This window comes from Paenibacillus sp. FSL H8-0537, from assembly GCF_038051995.1.
In the GTDB taxonomy this organism is placed as follows: Bacteria; Bacillota; Bacilli; order Paenibacillales; family Paenibacillaceae; genus Pristimantibacillus.
This window is the reverse complement of sequence record NZ_CP150290.1, coordinates 2,881,741-2,903,178: the sequence shown is the minus strand read 5'-3', so window position 1 is coordinate 2,903,178 and position 21,438 is coordinate 2,881,741. Positions and strand designations below refer to the sequence as shown.

General features: G+C 47.1%; 15 protein-coding genes and 2 pseudogenes. 4 read left to right on the top strand and 13 right to left on the bottom strand.

Going from position 1 to position 21,438, the window contains the following annotated elements:
• Nucleotides 1–26 precede the first annotated feature (26 nt).
• From MHB80_RS12240 to MHB80_RS12200, 9 genes are all read right to left on the bottom strand, one after another.
• Nucleotides 27–1,205, bottom strand: a complete 1,179-nt coding sequence (locus MHB80_RS12240; protein WP_341282391.1) for a radical SAM protein — start codon at nt 1,203–1,205, stop codon at nt 27–29.
• A gap of 42 nt (nt 1,206–1,247) precedes the next feature.
• Nucleotides 1,248–2,336: a radical SAM protein gene (locus MHB80_RS12235; protein ID WP_341282390.1), complete on the bottom strand. Its 1,089-nt coding sequence runs from the start codon at nt 2,334–2,336 to the stop codon at nt 1,248–1,250.
• Between the two features lie 27 nt (nt 2,337–2,363).
• Nucleotides 2,364–3,479 (bottom strand): UDP-glucuronosyltransferase, encoded by a 1,116-nt coding sequence (locus MHB80_RS12230; protein ID WP_341282389.1) that lies wholly within the window; start codon nt 3,477–3,479, stop codon nt 2,364–2,366.
• 44 nt (nt 3,480–3,523) lie between these two features.
• A complete protein-coding gene (locus MHB80_RS12225) occupies nt 3,524–4,882 on the bottom strand; it encodes a hypothetical protein (RefSeq protein ID WP_341282388.1) in 1,359 nt (452 codons plus the stop codon).
• Nucleotides 4,879–5,130 (bottom strand): acyl carrier protein, encoded by a 252-nt coding sequence (locus tag MHB80_RS12220; RefSeq protein ID WP_341282387.1) that lies wholly within the window; start codon nt 5,128–5,130, stop codon nt 4,879–4,881. Before MHB80_RS12220 ends, MHB80_RS12225 begins: the two co-directional genes overlap by 4 nt.
• A 13-nt stretch (nt 5,131–5,143) precedes the next feature.
• On the bottom strand, nt 5,144–6,115 hold the full coding sequence (locus MHB80_RS12215; protein WP_341282386.1) for an NAD-dependent epimerase/dehydratase family protein: 972 nt from the start codon (nt 6,113–6,115) through the stop codon (nt 5,144–5,146).
• Nucleotides 6,116–6,651: 536 nt separating this feature from the next.
• Nucleotides 6,652–7,707 carry a hypothetical protein gene (locus MHB80_RS12210; protein ID WP_341282385.1) on the bottom strand — a complete coding sequence of 352 codons (1,056 nt, stop codon included), beginning with the start codon at nt 7,705–7,707 and terminating at the stop codon, nt 6,652–6,654.
• A 92-nt stretch (nt 7,708–7,799) separates the two neighbouring features.
• The gene (locus tag MHB80_RS12205; protein ID WP_341282384.1) at nt 7,800–9,290 is read right to left on the bottom strand and encodes a class I adenylate-forming enzyme family protein; all 1,491 of its coding nucleotides are present in this window, start codon (nt 9,288–9,290) and stop codon (nt 7,800–7,802) included.
• A gap of 40 nt (nt 9,291–9,330) precedes the next feature.
• On the bottom strand, nt 9,331–9,576 hold the full coding sequence (locus MHB80_RS12200; protein ID WP_341282383.1) for a phosphopantetheine-binding protein: 246 nt from the start codon (nt 9,574–9,576) through the stop codon (nt 9,331–9,333).
• Nucleotides 9,577–9,794: 218 nt separating this feature from the next.
• Here MHB80_RS12200 and MHB80_RS12195 point away from each other — a divergent pair.
• The 4 genes and pseudogenes from MHB80_RS12195 to MHB80_RS12180 form a co-directional block, all read left to right on the top strand.
• Nucleotides 9,795–9,950: pseudogene (locus MHB80_RS12195) on the top strand (IS256 family transposase); the annotation flags it as partial.
• Between the two features lie 368 nt (nt 9,951–10,318).
• Nucleotides 10,319–10,690 carry a hypothetical protein gene (locus MHB80_RS12190; RefSeq protein ID WP_341282382.1) on the top strand — a complete coding sequence of 124 codons (372 nt, stop codon included), beginning with the start codon at nt 10,319–10,321 and terminating at the stop codon, nt 10,688–10,690.
• Nucleotides 10,687–11,955, top strand: coding sequence for a DNA polymerase IV (locus tag MHB80_RS12185; RefSeq protein ID WP_341282381.1), 1,269 nt, complete (start codon nt 10,687–10,689; stop codon nt 11,953–11,955). Before MHB80_RS12190 ends, MHB80_RS12185 begins: the two co-directional genes overlap by 4 nt.
• Complete coding sequence (locus MHB80_RS12180; RefSeq protein WP_341282380.1) at nt 11,952–12,287, top strand: YolD-like family protein; 336 nt, start codon at nt 11,952–11,954, stop codon at nt 12,285–12,287. Before MHB80_RS12185 ends, MHB80_RS12180 begins: the two co-directional genes overlap by 4 nt.
• A gap of 8 nt (nt 12,288–12,295) precedes the next feature.
• Here the strand turns inward: MHB80_RS12180 and MHB80_RS12175 are convergent, their stop codons facing one another.
• The 4 genes and pseudogenes from MHB80_RS12175 to MHB80_RS12160 form a co-directional block, all read right to left on the bottom strand.
• On the bottom strand, nt 12,296–13,885 hold the full coding sequence (locus MHB80_RS12175) for an alkaline phosphatase family protein (protein ID WP_341282379.1): 1,590 nt from the start codon (nt 13,883–13,885) through the stop codon (nt 12,296–12,298).
• A 219-nt stretch (nt 13,886–14,104) separates the two neighbouring features.
• A pseudogene (locus MHB80_RS12170) lies at nt 14,105–14,188 on the bottom strand (carbohydrate ABC transporter permease); the annotation flags it as partial.
• Between the two features lie 174 nt (nt 14,189–14,362).
• Nucleotides 14,363–15,697 carry a DUF2515 domain-containing protein gene (locus tag MHB80_RS12165; protein ID WP_341282378.1) on the bottom strand — a complete coding sequence of 445 codons (1,335 nt, stop codon included), beginning with the start codon at nt 15,695–15,697 and terminating at the stop codon, nt 14,363–14,365.
• Between the two features lie 392 nt (nt 15,698–16,089).
• Nucleotides 16,090–21,429, bottom strand: coding sequence for a pectinesterase family protein (locus MHB80_RS12160; protein ID WP_341282377.1), 5,340 nt, complete (start codon nt 21,427–21,429; stop codon nt 16,090–16,092).
• Between the last annotated feature and the right edge of the window lie 9 nt (nt 21,430–21,438).

Here is a 21,438-nt window from a genome sequence, read left to right as displayed (position 1 = left end):
ACCTCATTTATGTTAATTCAGAATAGTTAAACACCGTGCAAATGCAAGACACTGCACTTGGAACATGCCGGTGTCAGTCGTTCGTCCATCATTTCCCTTATCCTTCTGTAGGTCATGCCGTGCCATAATTCCTGTACGGACGCTTCATTTAATTTGCCGATCTCGAACTCCTTGAAAAATTTGCACGCGACAATCGTTCCATCGGGCGTAATATCCATCCGGTTCGAGAGAGCCAGGCACTTCTTGTTCATCGTGCCTTTACCCCTCACCTCTTTGCCGAGCACGAAATCTTCGATCTGATCATGATCCAGATTCGGCTGGTAGCGCAAACGCATTTTCCAGACCCGATTGTTAACCCGGTCCAACTCGCTCATCAAAGCAGGGATACGCTCCGGATCGAGCTTGTAGTTAAAGGCGTGCCAGCTTCGTTCGCCCTTGTGCTCGCTCGCCGGAAGGAAGTCGAACTTCTGGTCGAAGTAATCGTCCATTCCCTGCGAGCATTCGTCCGAGATGTACCACGGGAAGCAGACCATGACCATATCTACGCCAACGCCCTCCAGGAAGTCCAGCAGATCGTAAAGCTTGTCGGTCATAGCATCGTTAACGACGGTATGGATTGTAATTTTGCCCCTGAATCGGTTTTCCTTGCGCAGCTCGACTAGCATCCGGATAGCATCTATCGCCTTGTTGAATACCCCTTTGCCGCGAAGCGCATCATTCTGTTCTTCGAATCCATCAAGCGCAATGAGCAGCTCCAAGTTGTCGGAGATTCTCAGCAAGGCGTCCAGCTTTCGCTCAATCAGCATCGCGTTCGTGCAGATCGTCGTCTCGCGAGGATGGGCTTCAAGCAAATCGGCCAAACGGTCAAAATGGCTGTATACGAGCGGCTCTCCGCCCCAGATATAGAGTCTCGACTTGGCTGGCTCCGTCTCGAGGATCAGTTTCTCCAGCAGCCCGTAGTCGAGCTGTTCCCGCTGCTGCTCCGGTGTCATGAAGTGATGGTAGCCGGTGTCGTTCCATTGATAGCAATGCTTGCAGCGCAAGTTGCATTGGTTCGTCAGTTTAATCCCGACCGACTCTGGCAACGGTGTCGCGTAACCCGCTATTTTCTCCATGTTCCGCTTTGTTTCCACCGTATTCTTGATAGTACGTTTCAATATTTGCAAATCCTTTGGGGAATGTTTAATCTCTGATTTCGGATTCATATCAACACACCCTTCTTAAACATATTAGGTCATTCACATGAATCAATAGATATAATACCTTGAACAAGCCGTACAAATCGGAAGCATATTTTTTTTCATATACGCGCGATAATCTTTGTACTTGTCACTACTCCAGATATCCAGCAAACTCTCTTCGTTCACGTTGCCGAAGGTCAAATCATAGAAGGCATGGCAGGGCGAAACGTCGCCCCTTGCCGTAATCTCCGCATAAACCCATGGAAGGGAGCACCGATTTCGTTTATCAGCCATCTGATGGAATTGCCCCGAGAAATAGTTGCTCAAATTTTGTTCATCTATCGTCTTCGGATAGGTGATCACATGGATGCGGTTTTTCAAGCAATACTCTTTAACATTATTGAGCTGTCTCGTCAATTCCGGAATATCGATCTGGCTGAACGAACTGGTGTCCCGCCACACCATCCCCTTGGCATAAGGAGCTTCATGCACGTCGAATTTTTCACTAAGAACCTCCACATATTGGGCATACTGCTCTTCCGTTGCATAGAGCTGCACTTCCATGCTGATATGGTCCAACATCGACAAGTCGATATGCTTAAAGAAAAATTCCTCGACGTACATATAGTTCAAGGGCGTAATGATAAAGGATACACCCATCTTCGGAAATTGCTTGCCTTTGCTTTCCCGAAGCTCATAGAGCTTCTCGATCCCCTTGATTACTTTCTTGAATACGCCTTTGCCCCTCTGCCTGTCGTTGATTTCCTCAGGGCCGTCGAGCGACATCCAGATCTTATTGGGAGCAGTCTCGACGAGCATCTCGGCATGCTGCTCGAGCAATGTGCCGTTAGTGGGGAAGTCCGCTATCCCTCCATAATGATTGATCATGGCGAGAATGTCGCTCAGCCAAGGGTACATCAGCGGCTCGCCGCCGAAGAAATCGTAATACGGCTTGCCCGGGCTGCACTCGACGATGATCTTTTTGATCAGATCCGGATCCAGCTGCGCTAACGTTTTTTTGCTTTTATAGGGCCCTTCGAGTCCCCACTCATAGCACATCTTGCATCGTAAATTGCACTCCTCCAACAGCTGCAAGACGATCCATCTCGGATAGCTTGTCGTATCTTGGGCGACACTCAATTTGTTTACGCTCATCGCATAACCCCTTCTGCCATTGAAATCTTACCCCTTCGTTAACGCGACTCTCGCACAATAATGATCCACATAATTCGTCCGTTCTCCGGGTCTGTTCATGATCGCTTGATGCATCTCCTTAAGGACCTCTACGGAAAAATCCATCTCCCGCCACTTCTCGTAGCGTATTCCGAACCCAAGCGACTCCCACAATTCCAAATTGCTAAGCTCGTGACTTCCGAACGGCTCCAGCAGAATAAGAGGGGTTTCGGATGCAAGTGAGTCGATCAATGTGCCCGCTCCCGGCTTGGCCACGATAGCCATCGCCTCCGAAGCGACGTCGAATAACCAATGATGATCAACCTTAGCGGCGTATGAATTCGTATCTTCTCCCGTTATTTCGATGTATGGCGGAAACTCGTGCAGGCCGTTCGCACTCTTCACCCATGCACACCATTCCGGATCGTTCATCCAATATCGGTGATCGGGATCGGGCTTCGCTTCCTTCCAATCGTAAGCTACGATATCAAGCCCATAGTTATGGCCGACAAGCTCTGGAACTTTACTTTGATAAGTGCCCATCCCCCAGCCGCCGCCATGAACAACAAGCCGCCGCTTTCTCGATTCGAAGGGCAGTGGCGTACCATGAAGAACCGGGATTTCGCATCGAATCTCCATCTTGTTGGTGTCATAGAGACAAGCATTGTAATAATACTCGTCATAGCGAGGATGAAACTTCTTCAGGCTCTTCCAAGACGGGGCCAGATCTGAATCGACGTAGAGCAGGTCTACATGAATTTGATTCGGCAGCATCTTCTCCCTATACAAATCCAGAATATAGACCCAGTGTCCGGATAGCGATATGAATTCGTATCGCTCTTCCGCTTTCCACGCCTCCAGCAATAGCTCGACCTGGGCATAATCAATGCTGCTGCGGATATCCATCGGCATTCGGGCTGATAAATTGGCAAGTGCGAAATTATTGTGGTAAGCCTTCCTGCTGTCTGCAATATGATCCATCTTGTCTTGCTCCAAATAGCTTTCGAACACGAGCACTTCCGTCGCGATATCCCTTTTCTCGAAATCGCTTGCAGCTAACAGGCCGGGAATATAGAAACCCAAACCGAAACCCGAGCATAGAATCGTTACTTTCCGCTTACCCATAAAATTTCTTCCTCCATTCATGGCTTCAAGCGCTTCGGACTGCATCAGCCAACGATCTTGAAGGATAACGACGACAGCACCTCCTTAACCTTAGCGGTCAATCGTTCGTTATCCCATTCCCCCTCGATCAACGAATAATACAATCTGCCTTTCACCTGCTTATTCCGGATCCCCTTGCACTCGCTGATGACTTTGTTAATAAGGAGCGTATTCGCGCTTAACGGTAAAATGCCGAACCCTCGATCAGGCTTATATAGAACACCCTCGCGGTCCAGCGATTCCAGCAATTGATCGAATGGTACATCGCATGCAAACTGTAAGGTCGCATGCGTCATGCTCCCGGCCGTATCGTGCTTCTCCAGGTATCGGTCAACGTAATGCTTGATCAGACTCATCGATCTTCTTGCATTCACCTCAACGATCGGAACGATGCGGCCGTCTGTCAACAGCATAGAATCGACGCATACGTCGCCGTGATAACCCGACCGGTAAAGCTCGCGAGCCGCCAGTTTCATTACATCAAAATACTCCGCTTCCTGCAGCATATGAAGCAGCCTATCGTCGGCTGTATAGGAGCCTTGGTAAGCGAAATTGTGATTGACCAATTGCTGCACTGAGATATGTCGGTAAGTACCGTCCGGATCGATATGGAATTGGCAAGAAAAATCCAATTCCTTGCGGAGGAACGGCTCAATAATAAACCGAACCGTTCTTCCCTTGCTGCACTGATCGGCGAGATAGGATGTGACTCGCTGCAAAATCGCTTCCGACTCGATCAGCAAATTCCCCTTCCCGGATACCCCAAACTCATCTTTGATCAGGAAGGGTCCTTGATTCAGCAAAGTCAAGCCGCTTGCCAGCAGCTCTTCGTGAGAATAGACCGTCTGGCTGTCACACCGAAGATCAAGGCGACGGTTCAATTCGGTTGAATACAGCTTCGAATTGACAGTCTGAACCGTTTCGATAGCTGGAAAATCCTGTTCCAGCCCGTAACGCGCCGCAGTACGATCCACCCCCGGAATGACGGCAAAGGGCGACAACCGGGCGCCGTCCAGCCAGTGTAGATCCATGTCACCCATTCGATCGGCTGATGTGAGCAGGTCGAATATATTGGCGGTTCTGCCTGCGCTTCCTCCATCAGGACTCTCGAGATCGGTTGAATTGGAAAGAAATTTAAATCCGATCTCATGCAAATACTCTTTATGGCAAACGTTCATTCGATAGCGAGTAATGAGCCTATCCTGCGCCTCGCAAAATGGAAAGAGCAGCTCATCCATGGCCATCACGACATTCTCCATTTCAGGATCGTGAAACGACGGCAGTTTGGCTAGATTAGGGTCGCGCCAGAAGCGTTCCGCGTCAAACGTCCCGATAATGAGCTCGAACTTGCGTCTATCGTTCATACAGGTGCGGTCTTCTGCAGCTCCGAGATATAATTGCAGAAGGTCGTGACCGACTCCATAAGATTGAAGTCGAATTGTTCAAAATCGATTTCAATACCGAAACGCTCTTCCACCTTTAATACGAAAGTAATTAGCTGTAAAGAGTCCAATCCCCCGTCTTCCATGATGTTGGAATGCTCGTTCAAGCTGTTTGCCAGTTGGGCGTCGTCCTTGATTTCGCTTATCATCGCTATGATTTGTTCTTGCATAGGTACCTCCCGTTTAATGGATATATTGACCCTGATAATAATGGATCGTTCTAGCGAGTGCATCATGCAAACCGATCGCCGGTTCCCAGTCCATAATCGTCCTTGAAATGGTAATATCCGGCTTCCTTCTCCTCGGATCGTCTTCCGGCAGCGGAAGAAACTCGATCTGCGCGTTGGACTTCATTAGCTCCTTCAATATTTGGGCGACCTCAAGTATGGTGACTTCCTCCGGATTTCCCAAATTGACTGGCTGTTCATACGTGGTGCTCAGCAGTCTCACAATCCCTTCCAGCAAATCGTCGATATACTGAAAGCTTCTCGTCTGTCTGCCGTCGCCATAAATCGTAAGGTTTTGCTTTGACATGATTTCATTAATGAAATTGGTAATGACGCGTCCGTCATTTAAATCCATCTTCGGGCCGAATGTATTGAAGATCCGAATGACCCTTACCGGTATGCCGTATTTCCTGTTCATCCAGTAGGTGATCGCCTCTGCATACCGTTTCGCTTCGTTGTAGCAGCTTCTTGCTCCAACCGAATTCACGTTGCCATAGTAGCTCTCCGGCTGAGGGTGAACGGTTGGGTTACCGTAGATCTCGCTTGTTGAAGCCAAGAAGAAAGCAGCCTGCTTTTCTTTGGCCAGATGCAGCAGATGCATCGTTCCTTCGCTGTTGACCCTCATCGTTTCGATCGGATAGGACAAATATTTGGGCGGGCTGGCAGGACTTGCGAAATGCATCACCCAATCGACAGGGCCTTCAATTGCGAGCGGATAAATGACGTCATGCTCGATAAACTTGAAATTTGGCGACCGTAAGAGATTGTCCATGTTGACAGTGAACCCGGTCAGAAAATTATCGACACCGATAACGGTATGCCCTTCCCGCAGCAGCCTCTCGGCAAGGTTGGAACCGATGAAGCCTGCGACTCCTGTTAATACAATGAATATTATGATCCCCCCCTTGCTTAAGGTTTGTGAAACCACTATTTATTCAATCGGTGTTCCATCTAGATGATTGGATAATTAAAGATCAAAAACTCCTTAATAACCAATTTTTATATTCTTATACATAGATTATCATAAAAGACTTGCGTTCAGCACCCAATAAATTCATATATATTACCTTATAAATTATAGGTATTAAACAAGCAGGAACTGTGCGTTGCTCCCAAACTAGACAGGTACGCGTCTATGCATTAATCAAAACATGTCGGGTCAAATGCCAAGATGCCAAGAGAGATTCTTGAAGTGAGTGGATTCGCTGTGGAGTTGCTGGGAATAAAGCGATTGAAGCAATGCGGATCGTTGGAAAACAAGAAGAAAAAAAAGGCTGTCAGCAAACGGATAAAACCAACACAAGAGCGACTGTTTGGAGCTTATTCAATAAGCTGTATAGCAAAGCTTATACTCCCAGCATCACTCCCTCCATATATATGCCTAGATCTCCACCGGCTTCGGTTTGGCCTTCTACCCGATGCAATATGAGATATCCCCGGCTGACATCATCTACTCCCTCGACGTTACTGAATGCCTATCCGCTTCAGCCATCGTTCAAGGAATATTGATTCTTCATTTTCTATATTCGTTATCAGTGTATGTAAGCTTTCTAAAATACTCACATTCCTTGTCAAATTATATTTAAGCGCTACATTCACAAGTATCTTCGCCTTAACTTCAATTGATATGAATTCGTCTATATGCTCTTGATTTAATTTACTTAGATGCCGATTATCGTACAAATACTTGAGTCTTAACGTCATTATCTTCTTATGGTCATAAAGTAAATGAAAGGGTCTTTGATCAAGTTTAGACTTTTTTTCCGATGTCTCTTTCACATAATTTAATAGAGTTGTGTATATTCGCATGCCGAAGTCAAGATTATCCCTGTCGCCCCCATAGTTGAACATCTCCCAATATTCCGGCGTTTTGTTAGTGAAATAGTTTCTTATAGAATTTACTAAGGTTTCTGCACTGAAATTATCCTGATATTGATCATTGAATTTATACAGATAAACCATTTCTCTTAGATAATCATGATTTGTTGTTAAATGATTAGTGTTGAAAGCAAGATTGAAATCTGTAAATGATATTTCAGCTTGACTATAAACTCCGTTCTTAAAAAAATCGGAAACATACAATATCTCTCTATTTAAATCATAACCATAGACAAATATGTCATGATGCAAATGGAGTCTATTATATCGTTCGCTTAATGGCACGTAGAAATAATTCACCATTGTGTGGACATAATTATTTGAATTAATGTTTTCTATAATAAAATGAATAACAGAGTCCCATTTAGTTGTTACAGTATCTCTATGTATCTTTTGAGTAGTAATCCATTTGCATGCATCTGAAGGTCGCAGCTCATAAGTCAGAGGGAAATAAAAATCTCCCCAATTATGTTTATAATCTTTGTTAATATATAATTGAATATAATTACTAAATATCCATGGGTGTGCGCACTCATAATGGGTAAGTATGGACAAGAGATGAGCATGTTGCGTATATGTTGTAATCATCGGATAACTTATTGGCAATATTCCCCTGCCTAATGTTGGAGTTGTATTCTTCATTTTTTTCGTTCACCCCTAGTTATCTTATTAAGTTGCTTAAGGATGTCGAAGAGGCGTGTTCTCCAACATCATGGGTCCAGCTCCTTGTTTGTTCAGTATATCTCATTTAGCAATAAGCGCTTCGTGCTTGCCCTGTCCAGTTTTCCTGTTTTTGTTTTTGGAATTTCATCTATAATCCTCCATTGTCTAGGCACTTTATACGACGACAAATGCAAGTTGCAATATTTTGTAAGCGCATCCATATCAATCAGACATTCTTCAAAAACTTTCAGAAATGCGATGGGTACTTCGCCTAATAGATCATCGTGCACACCAACAACTATGACTTCCTCAACTTCTTTCAAGCCATATAAAAACTCTTCGATTTCTTCCGGATAGATATTGATACCGCCGGATATAATGATATTCTTCTTTCTGCCTGTGATTATGAGACACCGTGATTCATTCCAATATCCCAAATCTCCTGTCTTTAACCAACCATCAACAATTGTATCGTTCGTTAACTCTGGGTTTTTGTAATAACCGAGCATCACATTTGGGCCCTTGACCCAAATTTCTCCGATAGCTGCTCCTTCAACCTCATTCTCTTCTTCGTCAACAAGTCGAATAGAAACGTCACTGATGGGTGATCCACAGGATAAGCAGCGGTCTCCCCGTTCCATCATGCTCACCCGCGGAGAAGCTTCTGTCAATCCATAGGTTTGAATAATGTCCGCTTTGGGAAATACAGTCTGAAGATTGTCTACTAATTTCGCAGGAATCGCCGCACCGCTAATAACAATAAATTCAATTGAATCAAAGGCACTCCAGTTTGTTGTCTGATGAAAATCGGAAACAAAGTGCATCAATTGCGTAGGCACCGCTGAGAATGCCGTGACCGCCTTATTCTGAAACAGTTTAAACGCTGTGCGCGGCAGTAAGGGCAGGCTGATAAGTTTAATTCGGGTTCCATAAAGCATGCAAGAAATCAATTGCGTGACAATCGTAGAACTGAAATGAACGGGCATCGTTACAAGAAACGAATCTTGATCCGTATAACCCACCTTTCCGCCATGTGCCAACGCATTCGTTAATACATTCCAATGGGATAACATAACGATTTTAGATTTTCCGGTTGTGCCCGATGTAGGAAGGAGAATCGCACATTGATTGGGATCGGACTGATTCGTTAACGTGATCGATTCAAACGAAGGCATCGGTTCTTGCGATAAATCCTGAGCGGTAACCCAAGGAATGTCACAATTTAAATGCGCAGGCTGTACATATTTGCTGATAACCAGTTTGGCGTCACTGGCATTTAAAATATTTTCAATTTCAGTTTTGGATGCCGAGTAAGGAACCGGTACTAATACATAACCGCAGAACTGAATGCCAAGCGCCGCAATAATGAACAAGGGCTCATTATTTGTGTATAATGCAAGATGACTTCCGGACTCAAGATCAAAGTTCTTCTTTATATATAAAGCAATCGAGTATGCTTCTGTCATCACCTCCGCGTAAGTCCAGTGCTGCTTTATATCTTGAAGGATAATGTGTTCTTTGCGATCACAAGCTTCCATAAATAAACGCTCAATGATAGTCATAATCTTCTCCTCTATATGATCTATCTAGCTCCGTTGCAATTTATGCTATCGTTTTCTCGGTCAAATAATTAAGGATTAATCCAGCCGTGGAGAACTTTTCAAACAATAGATCCTCATCAGGGATCGCGATGTTAAACTTCGATTCCATTGAAACAATAAGCTTGATGAAGCCAACCGAATCGATCCCTTGATCCAACAAATTGGTATCGTGGTCATCTGGATACTCGATTTCAAGCTCAGCAAAAATTTCATCTCTCAATATAAATTCAATTGATCTAGACATCATGTTTCCTCCGTTCGATAATCTTTAGAAAGGCTGGTTAGAGAGGATGGCATACATGGTGATATTCAGTAATGAGCAAGTGAAAGTGAAGGAGAACAATCTCAAAACGATGGACAATGTGCATTCGCACTGAAAGAGTTGTTTGCAGAGACGCTGCAATTTATGCTGGAGGCGGAATATGACACGGTGCAGAACATGAAAAGCATGACGCGAAGAGTACAACGACGGAAATGCTCGAGGGTTACCATCGTCAACATCGCAAAGCCACTAAAGAAAAAAGCATTTTCCCAAGCGATGAAGCGCTGCTGAAAATGCTCTACATAACTACAATGAATGTCACTCGTAAATGGACAGGGCGTGTACAAAACTGGGACTAAGTACCCCATCACCTCTCCATTTTCTTCCTCGACGGGAACGAACAGTATTGCGTTAAAGTTTTGCTTCAAGAGAGTTTACACTAGTAGATTTACAGCACCTAGTGCTTACTGTATTTAATATAAATTACAAATCTACCAATTGTCAACAAGCTTGAACAATTCCGTTGATGCCCTCTAGAATTCCATTCGTCATCAAGCTCATATTCGTATTGAATACCATTTAAAAATAAGAAATTTGCAATCATCGTCTCCTCGATGCAGAATCCAAGCTGGTCGAAATTACCTGCCTGCGAAACCTTGCATAGAGAACATACATTCGGTATATAATACAGAATACGAATAAACGTTCGCGTCATGGTGGTGTAGCTATGAGTGTCCATTCAATCATCGAAACGGAAGAGGATTTGCTAATCATTAAAAAGCATACCTTGCTGCCGATCCTTCTCGAAATGTTAGCTAGAGACATCAACGAATTAAAAATGTATCGGAATAAAATTATTTATAATCATATCCTTTTTTATCTCAATGAAATGGAACAAAGCATCTATCTTGAACTGCAAAGCATTAAGAAACAAATGAAAGAACGAAATATTAAAGCGTTAAACACCGAGATGAATGCGCGAGGGGTCCATGTTGAATATAAAGTTCGCGGTTATATCCACCATTTCACCATGCTGAGAAGTTTAGTGAAAGCTGAGCTAATGACCATGCTGATGAATATGCGGAGGCGGTTGGAATGAGGGAAACAGCTGAAAGGGTTATATTGCTCGCAGATTGTCAAAGTTTTTACGCAAGTATTGAAAAAGCCAGCCATCCGGAGTGTAAAAATAAACCCGTTGTTGTGGCTGGCTCTGTTGAGCGCCGCTCGGGCATTATTTTAGCGGCTTGCCCCATTGCCAAGCAATACGGCATAACGACAGCCGAACGGCTCGGAATCGCTTTAAATAAATGTCCAGAGCTCGTCGTCCTGCGCCCCCGCATGCAGCATTATATCGATGCCTCTATAATGATTACGGGCATTTATCAGGAGTTTACGAATTTGGTTGAAATTTTCAGCATTGATGAGCAGTTTCTGGACATTACGGCAAGCCTCCCTCTTTTCGGAGACCCTGTTACGATAGCCAAAGCCCTTCAACAGAAGGTTCTCCTGCAGACAGGCGTATGGATAAGGGTAGGCATAAGCTCCAATAAAATGCTTGCTAAAATGGCCACGGACATCTGGGCAAAAAAGAATAAGGATGGCATCTTCACCCTCCCTAAAACAGAAGTCGAAGCTTTGCTGTGGCCGCAGCCGGTCCATAAAATGTTTGGAGTCGGCTCACGCATGACCACCCATTTCACTCGTCTTGGCATGCATACAATAGGCGATATTGCCAGAACGCCGCTTCCGCGTCTCAAGGATCGGCTTCGCTTTCGCTTTGGCAAGCAATCCGATATTCATGCCGAGGTGCTGTGGCGAACGGCCAACGGCATCGATGACAGTCCGGTTACACCTGAAACCTTCAACACTCCGCCAAAATCGGTTGGCCATATGATGACTTTGCCCAGAGATTATATGGAGCCATGGGAGGTAGATACCGTTTTATTAGAGCTGACCGAGGAAGTTTGCCGCGATTGCCGTCGCAAAAAATATATGGGCCATGTTGTCACGGTCAACTGCATGTGCAGTCCCTACGAAGCGCCCACCGGATTTTCGCGCCAAATGAAGCTTCTCGATCCCACAAACCATACCAAAACGGTTTTTGAAGCGGTGAAGCAGCTCTTTTATAAATATTGGGATGGCATGCCTGTACGCCGGGTCGGTGTAACCATCAGCCAGCTCATGGACGATCAAAGCTATCAGCTCACCCTCTTTGATGATCAGATCAAGCTTAGAGCGCTGGAGAAAGTGACAGACAGCATTAAAAATCGATACGGAAGCACCGCCATTGTAAGAGCTTCATCCCTTACTGCCGCAGGGCAAGCAGCGGATAGATCCATAAAAATCGGAGGGCACTACAAATGAGCAAAAAACTTGAAAAGAACGGGCTCTGGGAATCTAGCCGCATGATGCTCCCACAGCACAAGGAAGCTTACATCCTACACCAGCAGAATTTGCGAAAGAACTCACGTCCACAATTGGATGATCAAGAAACAGAACGGCTATTCAGAATCATCGCTGAATCAATGCTGTTCAGGAAGAAGGTTACCTTGGTTTTATTCGGAGAATTTGATAATTTGGAATTAACAGGAGTAGTAACAAAAATTGATCAGCAGCAAAAAAATATAAGACTCGCTCAAGGCAATGATTTTGTTTGGATAAACATGAACAATATGATTGATGCTATGTTTTATTAGTTTAAAGCTTACCCGTTCACCAATTGCAGAATCCAGTCTTTGATATCAACGATCCGCAGTGTTTTGGGCCGTGTATTCGTTCCGGAAATGATTAATGGGACAAGGGAATCTTTTTCATGCAGTGAACCATGAGATCCCCCTCCGATGTGGGTAGTGGAACTTTCACTGACGAGTTCATATCCGGGTTGGACCGTGACGACAACGTATCTTCCTTCATGAGAATGCATTGCCCCGTATAACCTCGCCAAAACGTCAGGATATATTCCATACTTGATCCGGTTATTATTTATCGTAATATCCACAAGGTTTCCCGGTTCGCCCGATAATGTCCACGACTGCCCATATTCATCGCTGAGGTTTCCTCCGGGACGATAAGAAAAAGTGTTACCATTTTTCCCCGATGTAACAAGGATATTTTTATCGTCTTTCCTTGCAATGATATCGAGTTTGTCCTCATTTTGCAAAAGCTTCACGACATCGGACAACTCCACTTTTGCATCAATCGCATAGACATAAGCCATCCGTTCATTAGTGGAAATCACAATTTGGTCCTCGGTTTTTACAGGTTGATTTAATTTTGCGATGCGGTAATCGTTCAAAAGCGGCATCAATTCAACAGTTGCTGCCTGCCGATCATTATAAACAGCGGTTTGCGCACTGTCACCCATGACGATCCATATAGCATTTTTTACAGCCTGCTCCCACGAACCGTATGCGTTAAGCACGACTTGCAGCGCTTGATCCGCTTTTTCAATTCCACCCAACTGAGCTGGGCCCTTTTTATGCACCGAATGATCATTCTCCGGAAAGTATGCGATGGTTACGTTTGGAAGTTTTTTTTGATTAATCAGAAAAGCAGTGTCTTGAGCGGAAAACTCATTATTCATCCCGTATTTTTTCCACAAAAGAGTATTCCAGCTATTGTTCGGATCCAGTTGTGCAAGAGCTGCATAGGAAAACCATTTAGGTCCTGTTACTATCAATTGTTCTGGCACACGGTTTCTGTACGTTATGAAGCGAGGCACGTTTAAGACATGCTCCGTTCTCCCTCTAAAAACAAGAGCATTGATTGACGCGGATTCTTTTCCTTTGTCGGCCAACTCTTCATGAATCGTTTTCGTTTTTTTGCTCAAGTGAACTTGGTTTAACTGATAAACAGCTTCCATAAATACTTGCAGCTGATCTATCTTCAACGCCTCTTTGGCACCATTTCCGTAGAAAATCATGCGTTTCTCTTTGTCGCTGTACCACACAAGTCCGGGCACATGATGTTGGTCTGCGTACGTTCCCGTTAATAATGTGCTGTCGACCGTCACGGACATCGTGGGAAATGAACTCACAACCTGCGGGAAATATTGCCCGTTTTTAAGGAGATATTGCATTGCGGGTGCACGGCCTTCTTGAATCGCCTCTTGCAAAGGCTTGTCCATTAAAGAATCAACCAAGATAAATATGACAGGTTTGGCATTTTGATTTTCCGTGATATGGAACTTGACACTTTGTTGATTGATCTGTCGGCTGGAGTCCGCCCTGCAACCGAGGATCAGAAAACTTAAACTTAGCACTAGCAAAATGGCAATTTTATTGTTTATTTTCATAGGTATACTCCCTCCTTTAAAAACACAATTTCCCTCATTATCTTTTTCTTATATCTAAAAAAATATTCCAGATAGAGAATTAAAAAAATGATTCGTATACAAATGAAAATCAGCCATCTGGTTCGTTATGGCTGATTTGAACTCCATCTTCTGAGCTAAGGGGATAACAGGCAAAAGGACCACCGAGCAGCAGCCTGCCGCAGTGGTCCCCCGCTTATACCCTTTGATCGAACCGATCATAACGCCCTTCTCAAAATACTTCTGCAAAAACGGATACAGCACTAATATCGGCAGCGTAGACACTGCCCGTTTTGGCGAACAGGTAGCCGCTATTTTCGACGTATAACAGCGTGTTGTAGATAAAAGCATCTCCTTGGCCGCTTTGGTGGAATAAGGATAATAGTAGAGCAGAATGCTGACGATCCTATGAACTAAACGGCTTGCTCCATTGGCTGTACCATTCGTTCACACGATGGATTATGGCTTCCACTGCTGAGAAGCCAGCACAGCCAGTTCAATTTTGTTCAGCAGCAGGCTGTATTCATTGGTCATTTCAAAAGAATGCGGCAGCGGCAGCTTTTGAAAATAGGGAAGCACCTGTGCAGCCTGCCGGAACCAATCGCCAGGCTCAGGCGCCTCAACCTCCCGATCTGGCCAGACGCTGCTTAGCTCCGGGCTGAATAATGGAGCTGCACTAGGTGCAAGCCGTCTCCCCGATAACCGCTCCTTGTAAGGCCTTTTTGGCGGATCACGCCTGATCGCTGCAAACAAATGAGAGGCATAATCCGCACGTGAACCCGTGTGACGGATGGCCTGCGCGAAAGCAAAGGCACCGCCATGCACCTCCGGCACAGCGAAAAGCAGCGCATACAGCCGTTTGCCAAACTCGATTCGTTCCTTCAGATTGTCGAAGCTTTCCAAAACAAGCCCCGCCAGCTTCATTTCCTCCCCCCCGGACCGATAGCAAAACAGAACCGCATTAAGCTGCAATAATGACTGCAAGCCGAAAAAAACCGTATCCAGCACCTCCTTGCGGAAAAAAGGATGCTGAACAATTCGGTTTTCAATGTAATTTTGCTCATTTACAATAAGTGCAACCGTCAAAACGGCGGAATCGCCGCTCTCCCAAAACATTTGCCAAACCGGAACCATAAAGCGTGACACACCCAACTGCGGCAGCAAATGAAACAAAGGACGCCCCGCCTTGCAGCTTGCCTCATACAGCAGCAGCTGCGGATAAGCATCCTGAAAGATCAACGCATTCGCGCGCTCCAAAAAGCGGAATACAGCCTCGCGGGCGGATCGGCCCAGTAAGTAAGGCAGCCACTCCCCTTGTAAATCGGTCATATTCCAGCCGCCATTGCGTGAAACCAAATGGGCAAGCAGCGCCCAGTGCAGCTCCGGCCAACGTTCATAAATCGCCAAATAAGCTTCCGTTCTCGTCACATTGTTGCGGTTCAGATGAACAGCGTCTGCTCGGATCGTGGCAAGCAGCAAATGATCGGCTGAGCCCACAACCGTAGCCGTAGCAACAGCCGTGCTCTCGGCAGCTTCAAAATTGCCATTAGCGTTAGCATTGGAGCTACCAGCTTCCTGCTTCTGCTCCAGCTCAAGCTGCGTCCATGAGGCTGCAAGTCTAGAGACGATTGCAGGCTGCATAACAAGCGGGTGCGCTTCTGCAGCCATTTTTTGCGACTCGCCAAAGCTATGCCACTTGCCAACCGCGTATTGCCAAGCATCTGCCGGCAGCTGGATGCAGCGCAGAAGCCACGCTCTAAAACCGCTCCCAAGCTTTCCGCCTGCGCCTCCCATGAACTCTCCTCCATCCTTTATCGCTAACTTCCTATTCCAAAAGCTGCAATTATGCTAAAAAGATAGTCTTGCCAGAAAAGAACAGCAGTATCCGCCAACGACTCCACCGATGATTCCGTCTTGTAGCCGGCCTCTTCCCCGCATAAAGGAGCAACGGGCTTTTCATGACTCCTTTTGAGAATGCTCGTTTATTCCAATAAACACTTCTTTGTTCCATCCGCTTCCAGGCCCGCTGGTAAGCGTTGTATTATTTTCATCAGATGATTATGTATATTTTGGTTTTGCACAAAAAAATCCATTTCTTAGAGAGAAAGAAAAAGGTACAACCTACTCCTGCTTCTTGAGTAGTTGTACCTTTAAATTAGTTTGAAGGGCAGATGCCTTCTTGGGGGTTATGACAGCCGCTCGCTTAGTCTGACTATAATCGCAATCATCTCAGCTCTTGTCAGCGCTCGGTCAGGCTCCATTGTCGACGCAGAGACGCCGTAAAGCACTCCCACCCTCACGGAATATTCAATGCCTTCCCGGTATGGCGAGCTAGCAATGTCGGCAAATGTCTGCGCATCTCTGACAGGGTCAAGACTGCCTCTGGTCGTTTCGTAGATCACCTGCGCAAGCAGCTCTCTGGTGATCGGCTCCTCTCCCAGACTGCTGGCAGCCCTCAGCGTCTGCTCGCTGAGCTTTGCGCCGATCGAGGCCGTGGCGTAGAAGGACCAGTGCGATTTATCTGTTACGTACCGCTCGACCGTACTTCTTGGCAGCGAGCTAGCGACCAGACCGCTTTTCATAAACACGCGGTCCAAGAAGGTGAAAGCATCCGCTGTCCGGAGCGGCTGGTTCGGAGCAATCGTGCCATTTGGCATGCCGCTTACTAAGCCAAGCCTAGCGGCCTCACGGATAGAGGCTAACGCCCAATGTCGATCATCTGCGTCTTTGAAGCTGGCGCTCGTTGAGGACGGGAGCTTGAGCACGCGATAGCGGCCTTCAATATGGATACCCAGCGCCTTCAGCGCTTCTACCGGATTCGCGGCAATGATCGCCAGCTCCTCGTTCGTAAACGCATGATTCGTCAACGAGGCAAGTAGCTTGATCGTTAACCCCTGCTCGGAGGACCAGGTATACGGCAGAAATTCCTCTATAGAGGTCGCCAGCTTCTGCTGCTCTGCGTCGCTCAGCTTCTCGAAAGCGGCCTTGACCTGAGCGATGGATGGCTGCTCGACGCCGCTGCTCGTGCCGACGGATGTATTGCTGCTGCCGTTTCCTTGATCATTTCCGTGTTGGCCTCCGCCTGACGACGGCGTAGTCGGCTGGGTCGGATCAGAGGAATCGTTGTAGGAGGTTTTCGCCCACTGCACCGGCAGCAGCTTCAGCTTGCCAGCTCCTGCATACGGAAGCACCAGTCTGTCCAGTTGCTCTGCTTCATACAGCTGATAATGATAAGGAAGCTTGCTCTTAAATGCGGTCGCATCCAGCGTAAGTCTGGCCTGGGACTCATCAGTTACCATCAAGCTTGCTGGAATCCCATTTAGGGTGTATAACGTGTCGACAGCGCCTATATAACCGGCTGGACTCGCCCCATTGCCGCTTAGCAGCGCTTTGACAATACCGCGAATATCGGAATTCTCAATCAGCAGAGAAGCTCCTACGGTCGAAATTGCGCCGTTGCTGACGACCTTTGGTTGCGCCTGTTCGTTCGCAAGCGACTGGCGTAGCGCCAGCAGCGCGGACGCATCCATAATTGTGTTGTATACATGGCCGGAGCCTGCACGGAGCCGTGGAATCCGGTCCATAGAGTTAAGGTAATAGTTGTTGGCCAGCGTAATTCTTAAATTCTTTTGATTGGCCTCCGTATCCGAAGCGCCGATTAGATGAGTTTTCTTCTGCGCCGCTGCAAAGGAGCGTGCTTGCTCCTTGGTCATGCCGAACTCGGTCAGCAGCTTATTGTAATAAGGGTATTGCTCCGGATTGGCCTCTAGCAGTTCCATCATATCATGGAAGAACGAGCCTTCGCTTTCAGGTAGAAACCGACTCCACGAAATCGTAACATCGGTTGTATCTGTGTCTGTGGCTTTTTTTATGTCAACGATGCCGTCATACGCTTTATAGAAGGTGCTATGATCGATCCAGATGCCTGTACTGCCTTCCTGGACAGTAATATAATCCCAATCATTGCGGTCATAGTCGCCGCCCGTCTGCTCGTCCCACTCCCACAACTCGTCGAACACTAAATTCCGAATGATGATATTGCTTGAGCCGTTGATTTCTATTTTTACGTGAGTCAGCTTTGCTCCGTTCTGGGAGAAAATCGTAAGACCGCTCAAGCCCTCAAGCCGGAGCGTAGAAATACCAGACTTTTTCAGCTTCGGATGCAGCAGCGGTTGATGCTGGGCCGGCTGAATGAGTCTGCCGTATTTCGTAATCGCATCCCCGATTTCCTCGGAACCAAGCGCAATATCGCCGAGCAGTTCAATGACTGCTGCCTTACCTGTGTCCTTTGCCCCGGCGAGCGCGCTTAGAAATTGCTCAGGTGTTGCAACCTTATGGTAGTTCGCCGATGTCTCCAGCAGCAGCCCGCCGCCCGTTACCTGCCTAGACGCTGCGTAGCCCTCCAGAGCATAGCGGCCAAGTCCGGTATCATCGGAGGAGTCGGGGCTAGCTTTGTCAAACACATAGGTGGACTCGACGAACTTCTCCTCAGCGACGGTTGTCCTATTCCCAACATAGTCGCCTTGTGATCTAGCAATAACCGTCTCATAAGGGTCCCACCCAAGGAAGGAGGGCGTGAGCATCTTCTCCGCCTGGATCTTTGAAATTTGTGGCCGTCCGCTATGAATCGCGAAGCCGTCTCCATAGGTGTAGTATTCATTGAAGCGCGCCTTTACCGCCAGGTTGCCGCTCATATCTGTATACGGCGCTTGCTTGTTCACAATCCCGCTCATATACATATTGATGAATGTTGCGGCACCATCCGGTCCCCAAGGCCGCGCGAGTAAATATTTCGTGCCGGAGGCTCCTTCCTCGGCAATAATTCGGCTATTGTTGAAAATATAACCGTATGACTTGTCGGCAGCCGTTCTCGGAGCGGTTACGTAGCCGCTGTTCCTCATGGGATGATATCGGAAGACGATATCCGAATCATTAAACAACGCCTGTGCGTCTCCGTAAATAAAGTCCACATTACCAATAATGTAGCTCTTGTAATAATATTGACGATTTTTGCTGGCATACAGCGTATCCTGATAACCGATCAGCTTCACATGGACAAAGGTGCTCTGATCCGCATCTACCCGCAGCGCATCGGCTGATTCGTTGGATTTGGAGCCATCACCCAAGTAGCGGTACGTATTCTCAAAAGTCAGATTCTCTGCGGAGAAGTTCGCAGCGCTTTCCAGAATATATACCGCATTCCTATCTGCGGTGCTGCCACCTTCCGGCGACAGAACCGGATCGTAGAAGTTGATATTGACTTGATCCCGATCCTCGCCAATCAGGCTGATGTTAGGCGCAGAAATTCTAAGGTGCTCGTCGTAGCTGCCTTCCTTGATTAAAATAACGGTACGTTCCGAATTATCGGCAGGTACGGCATCAACGGCTGCTTGCACAGTGCTGTAAAGCTTGACACCGGGCTGCTCCTCCGACAGCCCTCCTTGCAGACCCTGATAGGCGGCATCGACAATCGCATCGTAATGAGTTAAATATACAAAGTTGAAGGACGATCTGGTCGTATTCCCACTCTGATCCGTGAAGAGGAGGGTAACATCATTGCGTCCCTGCATCAGCAGGGCTCGGAAGCCGAACGCTTCCTTCGGGTTCAGCTTGAGCTGTTCCTGCTCGACACTGTTGACAAGCAGTCTCAACGTGCCGCTGCGGTCGACGACACCCTCAAGCGTTGCTTTGTCCGCAAACACCGTGTCATAAGATTTTTTCGTGATGAATAGTTCAGCCGCTGCGTCTTCATATACGTATTCTCCCGTATGCCCCGCAGAAGGCACGGACAATACCGGTACCGAGCCGTTGCTGGAATTGATCGCCGAATTCGCCACAACGTAGTAATAATATGGCATTTCATTTATGACATCTGTATCTGTATAGGTTGTTGCCATTAATTCCTTGGCCAGCAGAGCATATTCGCTCTGATCAGAAGATCTGCGGTAGATGGCGTATGTGGCGGCCTCATTCACGCTGTTCCAATGAAGCGTCAGCTTTCCGTCGCCGCTCTCGATTGTGGCGACCGGGGCCGCAAGCGGCTCGACTACCGCAACCGTGGCGGATATGACCGGCTCCGTACGGATAGCGCCTGCTATGCCGTACACTTTGAACTGATAGAAGCCGCTTGCCTCCACGGTTGCCATGTAGAATTTGTCCTTCAACTGATCGGCTATGATCTTATAGGTTGCTCCGCCGTCGGTTGACATTTCGACGACGTAAGCTGCGTCATCATCCGCACTCGGCGTATCACCGTTCCAGGATAAGGAAATTTGCGTTCTGTCTTCAGACAGCACGGGCTGTGCAATCCCGGTTGCCTTCGGAGCATCGCCGATGGCGGCATAAGCATCGTTCTGATCATACAGCACATTCCCTTGCTCATCCTTAAACACAAGATTTCGAATAACCGCCTCGACATCGGAGAATGCGAAGCCGTATTTCAGCCTTTCCTCCTCTCCGCCATCTAGCGCAATATTCCTGTATTCAATTAAAGCACTGTATGTTTGCTTGCTTAGAGTTGCCTCCGAATACCAGCCGCCAGCCTGCTTCTGATTCACCATACGAATCGTATCCCCAATTTGATAAGTAAGGTTCATGCTTCCCGCGCTTGGCGTATTCGGGCTTCCGCTCTTGCTGTACACATTTCGGAGGGTTTTGTTCCCCCTCATCCCAATGGTTGCGATTCGCGAGATGCTATTCCCGCTGTCGAACATGCCGAAGAATACGCCCTTATTGCTTGAATTGCCGACTGACTTAATCTGAATATCCGCTTCAATCGTGGCTGCATCCTCTCTCGCGTCGAAGACGTAATAGCTGATGCCGCTCAGGGAGCCGATATTCGCATTGCCGTTCGTATGCCCGACAATAAGCCGCTGTCCTTGAGGCGCAACCGTCAACGTATTGTCCGGGTCGATTTCAGCGGGCATGGCTTGCTGCACTTTCACATCAGGCGGGCTGCCCAGCGCTCCGGCATGGTCACCAGCGACCAGATCGAAGGAGTAGTCGCTGGAGCTAGACGGTGTCTCAAACACGCTCTGATCCTTCACATGAACACGGTATTCAACCGGATAAGTGCTCTGATCCGCAAACGTGGCAACAAGCTCGTTCGTGCCCGGCACGATGGCGAGCTTGGATACGACAGCTGTACTCAGATTGGTCAGGTCTGAGTCGTCTAGCTCGTTGCCGCTCAGATCCAAACTTATTGAAGCGCTTTCACTTTTGGCGTAATGCACTAGGCCCGTTGGAATTGTAAGGGATGAGGCGGATTCGGCCGACAGTGCACCAGTAACATTTACAATGACATTTCCAATTTGCAACGAGAAATCCTTTTGCGCCCAGCTCTTTAACTCGACCTCTTCGCTGGCGCTGGAAATCTCCGGTTCCGACAACGTTCCAAGGGAGACTGCTTCCTCCCATTCTTTCATATCACTGGCAGCCGCCGGCAACGGCACAGCTGCGAGTAGCATAGCACCCGCAAGTGTCAGCGCTGTCCATTTCCTGCACACGTTCCACAATCTGTTAACCATCTGATCGCC

Bases quoted from the DNA above. Each gene is read 5' to 3' on its own strand.
- MHB80_RS12160 (WP_341282377.1), bottom strand. From the start codon at position 21,429: ATGGTTAACAGATTGTGGAACGTGTGCAGGAAATGGACAGCGCTGACA.
- MHB80_RS12235 (WP_341282390.1), bottom strand. From the start codon at position 2,336: ATGAGCGTAAACAAATTGAGTGTCGCCCAAGATACGACAAGCTATCCG.
- MHB80_RS12165 (WP_341282378.1), bottom strand. From the start codon at position 15,697: ATGGGAGGCGCAGGCGGAAAGCTTGGGAGCGGTTTTAGAGCGTGGCTT.
- MHB80_RS12225 (WP_341282388.1), bottom strand. From the start codon at position 4,882: ATGAACGATAGACGCAAGTTCGAGCTCATTATCGGGACGTTTGACGCG.
- MHB80_RS12220 (WP_341282387.1), bottom strand. From the start codon at position 5,130: ATGCAAGAACAAATCATAGCGATGATAAGCGAAATCAAGGACGACGCC.
- MHB80_RS12180 (WP_341282380.1), top strand. From the start codon at position 11,952: ATGAGCAAAAAACTTGAAAAGAACGGGCTCTGGGAATCTAGCCGCATG.
- MHB80_RS12230 (WP_341282389.1), bottom strand. From the start codon at position 3,479: ATGGGTAAGCGGAAAGTAACGATTCTATGCTCGGGTTTCGGTTTGGGT.
- MHB80_RS12185 (WP_341282381.1), top strand. From the start codon at position 10,687: ATGAGGGAAACAGCTGAAAGGGTTATATTGCTCGCAGATTGTCAAAGT.
- MHB80_RS12240 (WP_341282391.1), bottom strand. From the start codon at position 1,205: ATGAATCCGAAATCAGAGATTAAACATTCCCCAAAGGATTTGCAAATA.
- MHB80_RS12205 (WP_341282384.1), bottom strand. From the start codon at position 9,290: ATGACTATCATTGAGCGTTTATTTATGGAAGCTTGTGATCGCAAAGAA.
- MHB80_RS12175 (WP_341282379.1), bottom strand. From the start codon at position 13,885: ATGAAAATAAACAATAAAATTGCCATTTTGCTAGTGCTAAGTTTAAGT.
- MHB80_RS12200 (WP_341282383.1), bottom strand. From the start codon at position 9,576: ATGATGTCTAGATCAATTGAATTTATATTGAGAGATGAAATTTTTGCT.
- MHB80_RS12210 (WP_341282385.1), bottom strand. From the start codon at position 7,707: ATGAAGAATACAACTCCAACATTAGGCAGGGGAATATTGCCAATAAGT.
- MHB80_RS12190 (WP_341282382.1), top strand. From the start codon at position 10,319: ATGAGTGTCCATTCAATCATCGAAACGGAAGAGGATTTGCTAATCATT.